Source organism: Emticicia sp. 21SJ11W-3 (assembly GCF_024138715.1).
GTDB classification, from domain to species: Bacteria; Bacteroidota; Bacteroidia; order Cytophagales; family Spirosomataceae; genus Emticicia; species Emticicia fluvialis.
On sequence record NZ_CP092074.1, the window covers coordinates 2,002,273 to 2,015,426 of the forward strand.

Genomic DNA, 13,154 nt, shown 5'->3' on the forward strand with positions numbered 1-13,154 from the left:
GAAATTAACATGGGCTATTAACAACAAAAGCCCCTCAGATAGGCGAGGGGCTTTAAAGTATGCGGTCGGATCACTGTTAATTAAAAAATACCTGATACTGTATAATTGTAGAGCCTTTGCGGTTGCTGAACTCTCCTTTGCCATTGGCATCAGTCAGGAATATCGGGCGATTCTGGTACGCCAGTGTCAACTTAGATGTATGTCCATTCAGCAGCCAGTTTACACCAAAGTCCCAGTAGTTCATCCCCTGATTCAGCCGTTCATAATTGGCATGTTGTAAAGAAACATAAGGCATTAGTGTGGTTTTGCCTATCAGGTTATCTTTCAGCTTATAACCTACCTGCGCGTAAATCACGTTTCCGGTTCCATACCCCGGAAAACCATTACCCGACCCATTGATTACATTTTTCATCGTGGTGCCATTGGTAGGGTTCATGGCTGCAATATTGCGTATATAATTTTTGCCGAAATCAAAATGCCCCACAGATGCATAAGCGCTGATGGCCTGGCCGTCTTCACTTACCGGTGCATCATAAAAAGCGTCCAGAGAAAGCTGTACCATATTTGTTTCAACGGTATCTACTTTGTTGGCGGCCATTGTCCACATAGCTTTAGGCTGATAAACAAAACCTGCTCCTATATTAAACACCTTTTTTTTGCCCAGGTAAGTGCCTGTCATATAGGGAGTAAGGTTTGACTCCTGGTCAAGAAATTGCCACTGAAAATACCCGTTCCATTGAAATTTAGGAGGTTTTGATGAAAAATTGGCGATGTCGGGGCTGATAACAGCACTGTAAGAAGATGCTTTCTGAAAAGCCATCGGGTCAGACAACACCACGCGGTAATCAAACTTACCTAATTTACCTTTGGCATAAACCGCCAGTTTTCTAAGAAACTGGTCAGTAACATCGTTGGTTGATTGCTGATAAAGCGGGGCATCAACACCCAGAATACTACCAACTGACGGAGAGGCAAAACGTGCCAGACCACTCCAGGCAGTTAAGCCACCACCTAAAGAGAATTTATTCTTTACAAGGGCATACTCTCCAATGGCGTCATGAACAAAAAAGCCAAACTTACGGTCCTGAATGCCATTAAAGTTATTTTCTCCCAATTGGGTATAAATAAACACCCTGTCGGTCAGTTGTCCATAAAGCTGCATTCTGAACCGGCGGATGCCGATGTCCCATCCGTTTTTTTTGGCATAACCAAAAATGGTTGAACCCTCATTAAACTGAGTGTTGCGTAGCCAGGTCTGATTTACGATCGTGAATTTCAGATAGCGAGACCCGTCTTCGTTCAGTGTTAGTTTTCCATCTTTTAATGCCTGTGCCATAGAAAGTACAGGCAATAAGATAACAAGTAGCCCCGTTAGGGCTATTTTTGATGACTTCATAAAGCTAGAATTATTTGTGAGATTTAGGAGCAGGCTTTAAGATAACTGTTACAACAAGAAACCGTTTCTTGTGAGCATTCTTAAAGCCTGCAACTGATAAAACTTCAAAGTTAAGAAAATTATGCAACCGTGGCCAGTTTAGGCTTTTTACGGGCCGCCAGCTTATGAGAAGATACAGGTTTGTGGTCTGCAATACCAATTATTTCTACACTTCCGCCATCTCCAAGGTTTTCGTAATCGTGTTGGAAGTGTTCCAGATTTTCCATTACCGAGTGGTCAATTAACTGGGTGTTTTTCAAATCAATAAATACTTTGAATCCCGGAGGAATGGCATCCAGTTTGCTTTTTATACCCAGATAATTGGTAAATACTGCCGATTTATCAATTTCAACCACATAAGTATCTTCAGTAAAAGAAACCTGTACCGGGGCTTTGAATAAAGAACGCACCGGCGCTCCTCCGCTGATAATATGATTAATGATTTCTACCGCAATACCTGCAGCTATACCAACCAACAGGTCTTCAAAAAGAGTAAAGAAAATGGTAACAAGGAAAATGGCCAATTGCTCTTTACCAATTTTGAAGGTCTGTACAAATTCTTTCGGATGTGCCAATCTGATACCCACTGTAATAAGCATGGCAGCCAAAGCAGTGTTAGGTATTAACTCAATCAGGTGCGATGCCAACAAAACGAAGCCCAGAATAAAGAAACCATGGAAAAAGTTGGCCCAGCGGGTTTTTGCGCCATTGGCTACGTTGGCCGAGCTACGCGCTACTTCTGAAATCATTGGCAAGCCACCTAATACGGCAGCAATGGTATTACCAATACCAACAGCTATGAGGTCTTTATTTGCGTTTGATTTACGTTTGTATGGGTCAAGGATATCTATAGCCTTTACAGTTAGCAGAGATTCAAGAGAACCCACCAACGCAAACATAATAACGTATTTAATAAACATTGATGTTTGGGCAAAACCAGAGAAATCGACATTTACTTTGATGCTTTCCATCAGATTACCCAGGTGAACCAGCGCATAGGCAGGTTCGGTATGTTGAAAATCAAGCAACAACTCGGCAGGAATCGAGAATATTAATACCATTAAAGGTGCCGGAATTTTTTTGATTGGGTGGTTAATAAACGGCCATATCAACATAATAAACAAACTTACCGCGCCTACAATGGTGGCTTTGGGGTCAAGGTGCATCAGGAAGTCTGGAATATTGCCTAATAGCGCAAACGGGCCTTTTCCTTTGGTCATGGCCGGGTCTACATCAAGCAAAACCGGAATCTGTTTGGCAATAATAATAAGACCAATAGCGGCCAGCATACCATGTATGGCCGAAAGCGGGAAAAAATCAGCCAGTTTGCCCAGCTTTAATACACCGAAAAGTATCTGGATAATACCAGCAATAACCATGGCTCCAAGAGCCAGGTGCCAGCCTTGTTCTCCACCGCCAAATTCACCTACAGCTCCGGCAACAATTACTATCAAACCGGCTGCAGGTCCTTTAATTGTTAACCTGGCACCCATTAAGAAACTTACTACTATACCACCAATGATGGCTGATACAAGCCCCATAATTGGTGGGAACTCCGACGCTTTGGCAATACCAAGACTAAGCGGAAGCGCCAATAGAAATACGATGAATCCGGAAATGGCATCTGTTGACCAGTTTTCTTTCAGTCCGGCAAGGCCGTCCAGGGGTAGTTTTAGTTTTTCTTTTACTTTGCTCATATTCTTGTAGTTTTAATCAGCAGGCCATTGCCTGCCAGTAATTGAAAATTTTGTACAGTAACAGTCAGGGTTATTTTAAGATGATCGATAGGCTACTTCATGATTAATTTTATAATGCGGCCCCATAAACACCCTTGCGTAGATTCTGAAAATGGCAAGGCCGTCAAGAATCAGACTTAGTGCGGTTAAGGCAATGAGCAGGTATTGGTTTTTACCTACATGGCCCAGTATGATGTCTTCTCCGATAAACGTAGGAGTGATGGGGAATCCTGAAATACCAAGGCAAGCCAACAGAAATACAAAAGCCAGCCCCGGATATGTATATGAATGCCCATGGTAGGTGTCCAGGCTGATTGATTCTTTTTTGCTGATAAGAAACTGCATGCATGAGAAACCAATTATGGCCGACAAGAAGATGCCACTCAGGTAAAGATGAATCTGGCTGAACTCAAATTGCTCATTAAAAGCAATAGAAAGCGAGGTAAATAGCTGATTTATGATTACCAAAGACCACGCACGGCGGGCGTCTGACCTTTTGGCAAATGCCCTGAGAGACATGATCAGGCCAAGCACCGCAAAAAGTATAGGCAGTGCGCCCATCAGTTCTTTTGATATGATATCTTCATGATACACCAGATAGAGGCCAATCAGATAAACCGGTATAAAAAAGAAGTAAATGTCTTTAAACCCAAAGGTGGCAAATGCCCGGCCCAGTTTCTTAAGCGGGTTCCAGAGTGTTTTAAACATCAGGGCGTCCAGATTCCATTCTTTAATGCAGAGTACATAAAAACTCATTTTTATTTTTCCCCAGAAGTTATCTTTCATGTCGGTCTGAGGCTTAATAAAGTTAAAGAACTGGTCGTGTATCAGATAGCTAAGCACCGAAGGGGATACCAGCAACTGGTAGGTACGAAGAAAAGTATTACCCACAAAGTGGATAAGCACAAGCCAATGCCAACCTAAAGCTACTTCAATAAACATTATGCCTATTTGTGCTATAGAAGAGTAGGCTATCTGGGTCTTAACTGTAGATTGAACCCTGCCAATACCTGTGGCTATCAATGACGTAAACAAACCAAAAATGATGACAATGATTTTAAAGGTTGTGTTTTCTTCCCACAAGGGGTAAGTTCTCAGCATCAGAAAAACGCCGATGTGAACTGATAGCGAGCCATAAAAAATAGCGCTTGATGTGGTTGGGCCTTCCATGGCACGCGGTAACCATGAAGAAAACGGAAACTGAGCCGATTTTACCAGCGCTACCACCAGAAATACAAGCGGGATAATCAGTTGAAAAGATTTGTCATGGAGAATCTCAATATGCCTGCTTTCAAGCGAATAAAGCTCCTGAAAGGTAATGCTTCTCTCAAACACATGATGGCAAAACCATATACCCAACAAAAGGAAAATATCTGCAAGGCGATAAAAAGACACTACCTTAAGCGCATTTTTAACAGGCAGGTAGCGGTCGCGGTAATAAGAAATCAACAAAAACGAAGCAATACCTATGATTTCCCAACCAATAAACATGGTTTCGAAATTGCCTGAAAAAATAATGAAATTGATACCCAGATAAAAAAACAGAATAGTATTAAAAAAGCGTTTGAAGCCTCTCTCACGGTGCATGTAGTATCTGCTGAAAACGCTTACCAGAAAAGTGATGGCACTGGTAACCATTCCGTAAACTACGGTTATTTTATCGAAGTAAAAATTGATTGAAAAATGAGACTCATGGGTTGCATAAAGGTCAATACCTTTATAAAAAATACCCGGGGCTCCGTTCATCAGCCAAACAATGGTAAAGACACTACCCAGAACGAGATGCCCAACAATGGTGGTGATAGTTACTCCGAAGATGATTTTCTCCTGCCTGTTTGGAAAAAACGTACTCAGGATAAACCCTGTAAGCGGAACCAGAATAAAATATATCAACAATTGGTTATTCATAATTATCTTTCTATTACATGAACAGGTAGGTTTTCTTTGGTAGCATTGGTAATATGGCTTACCTGCATTTTAGTGGCCGACTCCAGAAACGCGTGTATGTCATCCAACTTATTTACTTTATCAGAAAGCGGTTTGAAAGGCTCAAATTTTTCATTTCTGAAGAAATAGAACTCGTTGGTGTCTGGATGAATAGATACCAGATGCACCCATTCATTGGCAAACCATTCATAAAGTGCAGCTTCAGACCTGATGGTATTCAGAATTACTTCAGGGTAATGCTCAACCATAATTACCAGTCTTACAGGGTCATGCACTTCAATCATCTGTTGGGGTAAGCCCGGGCGTAAATCTCCGTCGCAGCTACTTACAACACCTACCAGGCCTACAATATTATGAGACAGCTTGGTGCCGGCACCCATTTTGGCGTTATCCATTCTTGAGAAGAAGTACTCCAGATTAATACCACCGCAAACGGGCGGCAATGGCCGCATAACACCTAATAGGCGTTTTCCGTCAAGGTCAGTCCGGTAATCATAAGAGTTCATGAATGCCCGGCGGTCAAGAAAAATATTTTTTGTAAGACTGCGATGCCCGACAAAGCACAAAGCATTGGTGCTGTGGCCCAATTCTGGCCGAGGCTCAAAAAATGAAACAGACCGTTTCCTGATGGCCTCACGTACTTTTTTGATGTCTTGTTTTGTGTCTATAGATACAAACCTTCTTGAGCGTTCTTTGGCGTTGAGGTCCAGCGCGTTTTCAAAGGCTTCTTTGTTTGCCTCATGCGCCTTCCGGTTTTGGGCAGATATCTGAAGTTCATCATAGAAAGCAATTTCATCGCTTGATGTATCGTGCAGGGCGCCAATAAACTGGGTTTGCTCTGGTATATGAAGCCCGCCTGCATCAAGCAAGGCTCTTACTTTGGGGTGATTGGCCATTGCCGCAAAAACCCTGGCATTAACAGAACCCGGTCTACCACTACATGCGCCGCAGTCATAAGCTCCATGGTGTGGATTATTGGCACTGCTGGCGCCATGCCCCACTACATAAACTAGTGGCGCAAAATCTTTTACCATACCTATGCCTCTCAGAAGGCCTTCTACTCTTACCGCCATTTCTTCAACGGTAAAGCCAACCTGCAGGCCGTTTTCTATGTCGTCGGGGCTTTTGTTTTCAAAATGCAGTTGGCCGTCAATATTCATGTGTCTGAACGCACTGGCAAACGCGGGGCTTGATTTTGGCACAAACAAGCCTTGTAGTAATTTCCAGGCTGCCATTAAGCCCAATGAAAGAGAAATGAAAAAGCCCTGAACAAAATTGTGAGATTGTTTGGTATATAGCAGCTCGTGTTTTTTCTTTTCTTTTACATCATATTCTTTCACCAGATACTTCGGTGTAACCGGGGCAGGGCATAGTTTTTCATAGAACTTACCATTCTGCGGCTGAAAATAAAACTCAACCCCAAAAAAACCAGGGCATCCGAGCGTTTCTGAATTCGTATCGACACTTTCAAGGTGCCGGCGAAGCGAATCTTCACGCTCGTCGATACAGAATATAGCCTGAAAACTTTTCTGAGTTACATCATCTTTATCAGCATAATTCAGCTTGGCATATTTTACCGCCGAAAATACCTGATCATAATAGCTCCATTCAAAAGCATCCTGCCATATTTTTAAAACCTCCTGTCGCTCGCTTGGTTCTACTTTGGCAAAGAGGTCTAAAGGCGGTGTGCTTACCTGGTTTGTCAGTGCGTTCCAATGCTCGCCCAATGCAGAATCGAGTGCATCAATCTCAAGTAGCAAATCAAGGATTATCAGGTCTTTAAGCGATATTTTTTTATGATATAAAACGGTATCAGGATTATCCTCTATAGAAGCCACCAGTCCGCTCCATCCTCTGTGGCTCCATTGCTGGTCAAAAATATATTGTTCAAAATAAGCCTCATCACCAACCAGTATACCCAACAAGCTGCTTATTGTTATGGTCTCGTCAAGCAGTAGGTTTCTGGCTCTTTTGTTTTTAAAGAAACTGCTGTAACTACCTTTTTCTAGTTGTCTGATGGCAAACAGCAGGCCTTTGTCTTCAAACGGAAAGTGCCATAAGGCAATGCCCTGATCCAGGTAGCTACCGAGAATCCTGAATAAAATAGGTTGTACCAGGTTATCCAGGTCTATTTTATACACTGATTTCCAATAAGCTCTTAACCGGCCTACCCGAGGATTAAAAGACTGTTGAAAGTCTTTTTCAAGCACAAGTTTTTTCCAGTGTTCAAAATCTTTCTCCCCCTTGCGGTCTTTAATAATTTTAGAGAGTACGTCTGCCCTGATGCGGCCGTTTTTGTACAAAGCTCTGTAATCATTAACAGGGAAAGCCACTTCAATTCCAAATATTTCAGATGCCTTATAAATAGCATCATAAAATTTCTGACTCTGAAAGGCATGCAATGAGTTGTGATGGATAAAGTCTTTCAGGGGTGTTTGTGAAGGTAAGTAATGCTTTAATTCATGTAAAACATGATGCTCGTCGAAATTCAGATTGCGCATATTTCACTATAATTTATTGTTTTTTTGACTTGTCGACGGTGATTTACCTTAACTGCCCTTTCTCATTAGAGGAAACCCTTAGCCCCTTTCTCCTCTTCAGATACAAGGGCAGTAAACAGGTAAATAATGCTGTATGAAACCGGGCCGGGTTTTAGGTAATGCTTTACCGGACGAAAACTATTTATGCCTACTTGCATTCGGTCCAGAATTGACCGACTGATAAGAACAAGGCATATAATTGAAGATGATTAAAGGAAAATAAAATGTCTCCAGGAACAATAAAGGAGATACAAATGGCGATTGTTAGCCGTTGAATGGCTATGCGCTTTGGCAATTACCTGTCGGGAATTAAATGACTGAATCAATATAACCGGATGATGCTGATAAAAATTCTCCAGAACGTCATCATCGGGCATTACTTCTTCGGCCATAATTACTTCAGCAGGAAGCTCATGGTGAAAAAAAGTAGATAATGTAAACGGATGAAACAGGGCCGACTGATGCAGGTTGACAGGAATATCTGCCGGCACAGTGGCCAGTTGAGGTGCAGCAATTGAGTTGGTGTAAAACAAAGATATCAATACCAACCATTGAATGGCCAGAATCCGAAAAGAATGGGTATTGAAAAATCTTTTAAACATTACAATTTGAACAATTTTCCTCCTGAATAAGAAACTACTGTTGCAAATGTAAGAAATAGCTAAAATGACACAAGAGGGGTTTTTATAAAACGGACTTTAATCTTGGATTTGTCCTATTCTGTTAGCCCGAATGTCCAATCGTAAACGTTAATTTAATCAGCTTTTAATCTGATTTTCAAACGATTAGAAATAAAAAAAGACGCCCGTCATAGCAAATGTAATTTGCTGACAGACGCCTTTAAAAACAAACGCAAACTGTCTCTTTAAACGTCTACCTCTTCTATCGCTTTCTTCTTTTTCTTGTTAAAATCAAAGTTGTAGACATCTTCCAATGCATCATGGTCTTTCGATTCAATCTCAATAATAGGTTTAATTAAACCTGTTTTCAGGTCTACCACCCAGCCATGTATCATCGGGTACTCGCTATTAGACCAGGCATTCTGCACAATGGTTGTTTTGGCAACATTTTTTACCTGTTCAATTACGTTTACTTCCACCAGGCGGTCAAATCTTTCCTGATCGTCATCAATGCTCTGTAATTCGTCCTGATATTTGGTATAAACATCTTTAATGTTTCTCAACCAGTTATTGATTAATCCGTAGTCGTTGTTGGTCATCGAAGCCTTTACGCCTCCGCACTGATAATGCCCTACCACCAGAATATGCTTAACCTTAAGCACCTCAACAGCATATTGCAAAACACTCAGCATACTCATGTCAGTATGTATTACCAGATTGGCCACATTCCGGTGAACAAAAATTTCTCCGGGTTGCGTGCCAGACACCTGGTCGGCTGGTACGCGGCTGTCAGAGCAACCAATCCACAAAAACTCAGGCTTTTGGTCAGCTGCCAGGTTCTTGAAATAGGTTGGGTCTAGCTGAAGTTTCTCAGAAGCCCAAGCTTTATTGGCTAATAAGAGTTTTTGATACGATTCCATCACTTTTCCTGTAGTTTAATTTTCTTCTTTTGATATTCTTAAATTCAATATTAATATGTCTTGATTTGGCTTCTGCCTGAAATTCTTCAAGTGTCAGGAAAATGTCATGGTCAATAAATGTAGTTCTGGTACCGTCTATCAGCACAATATCGCCCGAATTAAGGGAAGCCAGGTTCTGCATCAGCTCCGACTTGTTAAAATAAAATATGTCTTTATTAAACTGAATCAAAACATTGTTCTTGTCTCTTACTACCGACATAGAACCTTTATAGTTGGTATATAAAATGTATATCATAGCTACCAGTGTGCCAACACCTATACCTGTAAGAAGGTCAGTAAAAACAACGGCCGCCACAGTAACCACAAATGGTATAAACTGGTCTGGTCCTTCTTTAAACATGGTTTTAAAAACGCTTGGTTTGGCAAGTTTGTACCCAACCATAATTAGCACCGCAGCTAAAGAAGCCAACGGAATAAGGTTGAGCATGGAAGGAATACTCAGGGTACAAATTAAAAGAATGAGTCCGTGAATAATAGTTGACATCTGCGATTTACCACCGGCAAGAATATTGGCCGAACTGCGCACAATAACCTGTGTTACAGGAATACCACCCAATAGCCCCGATACGATATTGCCCGTACCCTGCGCAACCAGTTCGCGGTTGGTAGGTGTAATTCTGCTTTGGGGGTCAAGTTTGTCGGTTGCTTCTACAGATAAAAGCGTTTCAAGGCTGGCAACAATTGCAATTACAAAAGCTGTTTTCCAGATGAGAGGATTTGATATAGCAGCGAAATTGGGAAAGGCTAAAAGGCCCGAAAACTCAGAAATAGAACCTGCTACCGGTAAAGTTACCAGATGGTTACTCTGTAAATGAAAATTGGCAGGTAAAATTCCCAGGCCGCTGTTCAGCAAAATACCCAGTAAAACGGCAATCAAAGGCCCGGGTATAATGCCCAAAAGTTTATTTTTTTTGATAAAGTTCTGGTCCCAGAGTATCAATACCAGAATTGATATTACCCCAATTACCAGTGCGCCCTCGTTAAAAAATTCAGTGATGTTCAATAATTCAGAAAAGGTGTTTTCACCGTCTTTCTGAGCAAAGGCTTCGTCTCCTTCATAATCTTTGTCTATTCCGGCCACATGCGGAATCTGCTTCAGAATAATTATTATACCGATGGCGGTGAGCATTCCTTTAATAACAGATGACGGAAAGTAATAACCGATTACACCTGCTTTGAGGGCTCCGAGAATGATCTGTATTACCCCGGCCAGCACAACTGTCAGTAAAAAAGAATCAAATGCGCCAATTTCAGTAATGGCATTCAATACAATTACGGTAAGCCCGGCCGCCGGGCCACTTACGCCCAGCTGAGACCCACTAACCAGGCCCACAACAATGCCACCTACAACACCTGCAATTATACCCGAAATGAGTGGTGCGCCTGATGCAAGAGCAACGCCCAGGCATAAAGGAAGAGCCACAAGAAAAACGACAAGACCCGCAGGAAGATCGCTTTTAAGATTTGAAAAATTTATACTTGATTTCATTGTTTTGGATAGATGATTGTTCAGATTGCTCTTCAAGTGGTTCTGGTGCAATAACCTAAACCCGGTTTAGAATATAGCCAGAAAAGCCTGCAGAAAACCCCAACAGCTTGCTCAATGCCTATGAATGGCATAAAGACAAATAAAAACGGATTTTACTTTGCAACAGAATGATAAGAGGCGAAGCCAATTGGTAAGGAATTACGCCTTTGGAGGGGGAGATTGTATGAATCTGTAAGGAAAACGCTCGGAGGATTTCGTATCTAAATAGGTACTTTTTTCAGTTTGAAAAACATCAAAAGTAAAATTGAGCTCGAAGAATGATATCAGATACTTGTTCGGCTCATTTTTGTTCTCCTGATTCTCATTTTCACATTCATTGCCGTCTCCTTCACAGATATCAACGCTGCAAGAGATTACCTCGCCAAAGAAATCTTTGACGTATTCGCTGAAGGTCGAACATTCGATAATCAGAAACAGAATGAAAACTGCAAATCTTTTGGTCATAAAATGAGAGTGGAATCCCTTTGAGTTGACAAAATAACGAAAAAATTTTTAAATTCGTTCATGCGTTCAGCTCTTGTACCATAAAAAAAACTGAGTTGTGGACATTTTATAAGAATTTAATTTTGGGTTTGTCTTTCGTTAAAGAATTTAAGTTTAAAATTTCCTTATTTTTAAGTGTTTTCTGATTGTTGTAAGCGGGTTATCATACCCGGTAGCATACTCATCAGTTCTCAAATCCATACTTTTTATAAAATTCGTTTCTTTTCTTTTGCATTTTATCTGCAAACCTTCTGTCAAACCATATAAAATGTCCTCCGCCTTCCAGCGGTTGAAAATCAATGTCTGCATTTCCGGCTGAAATCATATCTGTTGCAAATTTTCTGGCGGTTTCAAAAGGAACATTCATATCATTAGTACCATGAAACAGAAGTGCGGGCGGCAAGGTTTTATTTACCAGAAAATTAGGAGATATGCTTCTGGCCTGGTTTTTATCTGGTAAGTCTTTTCTTATCCACGCAGTTATGTCGTCGGTCAGGTCATACACGCCGGCATTAATAACCAGTGCATTAGGTGCCGGGCTAACGGACAAATTATCCGTTTTTTCGTTCCAGTTATTTGCCAATGCGGTTGCAAGGGCCAGATGCCCGCCTGCCGAGTTTCCGGTAGCAACAACTCTGGATGTATCAATATGGTAGGTTCGGGCATTTTCTCTTACCCATCTTATGGCCGAGCGGGCGTCTTTTACAGCTTCAAAGGGTAGGGTGCCATGCCTGCCATAAGTTCTGTATTCAACGGCACAGGCTACCCATCCTTTGACTGCATAGCTTTGGCAGGTACTGAAAAACCAGTCAGGTTTTCCTTCACTCCAGCTACCTCCATGAAAAAAAACAATAGTAGGCCTTCCCCCGGTGTATTGAAGTGTATCAGGCACAAAAACATGAATATCCAAACTAAAAGCCCCTGCTTTTTTATAGGGTTTTATAACGTGGTTTTTCAAGGCTGCCAGGTCTTCATCATACAGGCGTTTAACCTTCTTAACTAACGAGGTATCTGATGTGGTGCTTACAAACTTTTTATAATACTTGTCTATTTGCTTGGTTCCGTTGTTATCAATTTGGTTATACAGGTAATCAAACTGCCAGTATTCCAGACATTTTTTGTTGCTGATATAAGATTGGATGGTTTTCCATGAAACCAGAAAATGCTGGTTGTCCTGGTTTTTATAATTCCCTTTGCGCAGCTCCAGACTTGTTTTCAGGGCTATAAATGCCTTAAAGTAGCTAGTGAAGTCGGTGTTGGTTAATAAATCCGGTTTATTGAAGTCTGCCTGATTTGCCTTTAACAAAAGTGGAATTTTTGAACGATTGGCAGGTGAGGCATTAACATAAACTTCATGTGTTAAAGGATATTCAATCAAGAGTTTGTCGAAATAATACTTTATTTCTGCCTTTTGGTTTTGGTAAAATTTAGCATCAAGTTTGCCTTTATATTGTTGAAGCGCATGATTGAAAACTGTTCTGGAAGAATCTATCAATTGAATAAACTCCTTTTCAGGTCTGCTGTAAATAGTCTTGTAGTTGCGGTAAAAACTACCACTGAATTGTTTTCCTATCGTTTTTATTTCAGCAAGATAAGCCTGCTTCTCAGTGTCAATGGTTTGCGCCTTTAACAGACAAACAGTAACTAATTGTAATGCTAAGGCTAAGTAAAGGTTTTTCATCTGTAAATAAAGTATTAGTTTACTGATACTCTACATGCAATTTAACCATTTTTTAGGTTTTGTAATGTGTGCCAGGCATTAAAGTTTTTATTTGGTTTTTATTGGGTGGGCAACCGTTAAACCGCAAGTTTCATTTGCCGGGGCTGTCTAATTCTTTTAATTTTACTGCTTAATTGTGGTAGC

The 13,154-nt window shown here is 41.1% G+C and carries 9 protein-coding genes; all 9 read right to left on the reverse strand.

Translation table 11 applies throughout. From position 1 onward, the window contains the following. Positions 1-76: 76 nt before the first annotated feature. Entirely contained in the window at positions 77-1,396 is a 1,320-nt protein-coding gene (locus tag MB380_RS08475; protein WP_253534555.1) for a hypothetical protein, read from the reverse strand. 119 nt (positions 1,397-1,515) lie between these two features. Beyond that, positions 1,516-3,132: a SulP family inorganic anion transporter gene (locus MB380_RS08480; RefSeq protein WP_253534556.1), complete on the reverse strand. Its 1,617-nt coding sequence runs from the start codon at positions 3,130-3,132 to the stop codon at positions 1,516-1,518. A 75-nt stretch (positions 3,133-3,207) separates the two neighbouring features. Beyond that, entirely contained in the window at positions 3,208-5,079 is a 1,872-nt protein-coding gene (locus MB380_RS08485; RefSeq protein WP_253534557.1) for a proton-conducting transporter membrane subunit, read from the reverse strand. A gap of 2 nt (positions 5,080-5,081) precedes the next feature. Next, on the reverse strand, positions 5,082-7,619 hold the full coding sequence (locus MB380_RS08490; RefSeq protein WP_253534558.1) for a YbcC family protein: 2,538 nt from the start codon (positions 7,617-7,619) through the stop codon (positions 5,082-5,084). Positions 7,620-7,867: 248 nt separating this feature from the next. Further along, positions 7,868-8,260, reverse strand: a complete 393-nt coding sequence (locus MB380_RS08495; RefSeq protein WP_253534559.1) for a hypothetical protein — start codon at positions 8,258-8,260, stop codon at positions 7,868-7,870. A gap of 263 nt (positions 8,261-8,523) precedes the next feature. Further along, positions 8,524-9,198, reverse strand: a complete 675-nt coding sequence (locus tag MB380_RS08500) for a carbonic anhydrase (protein ID WP_253534560.1) — start codon at positions 9,196-9,198, stop codon at positions 8,524-8,526. Then, positions 9,164-10,747, reverse strand: coding sequence for a SulP family inorganic anion transporter (locus MB380_RS08505; protein ID WP_253534562.1), 1,584 nt, complete (start codon positions 10,745-10,747; stop codon positions 9,164-9,166). The genes MB380_RS08500 and MB380_RS08505 overlap by 35 nt, the downstream gene beginning before the upstream one ends. Before the next feature lie 198 nt (positions 10,748-10,945). Then, positions 10,946-11,251 (reverse strand): hypothetical protein, encoded by a 306-nt coding sequence (locus MB380_RS08510; RefSeq protein WP_253534564.1) that lies wholly within the window; start codon positions 11,249-11,251, stop codon positions 10,946-10,948. 223 nt (positions 11,252-11,474) lie between these two features. Beyond that, complete coding sequence (locus tag MB380_RS08515) at positions 11,475-12,971, reverse strand: alpha/beta hydrolase (RefSeq protein ID WP_253534566.1); 1,497 nt, start codon at positions 12,969-12,971, stop codon at positions 11,475-11,477. Positions 12,972-13,154 lie beyond the last annotated feature (183 nt).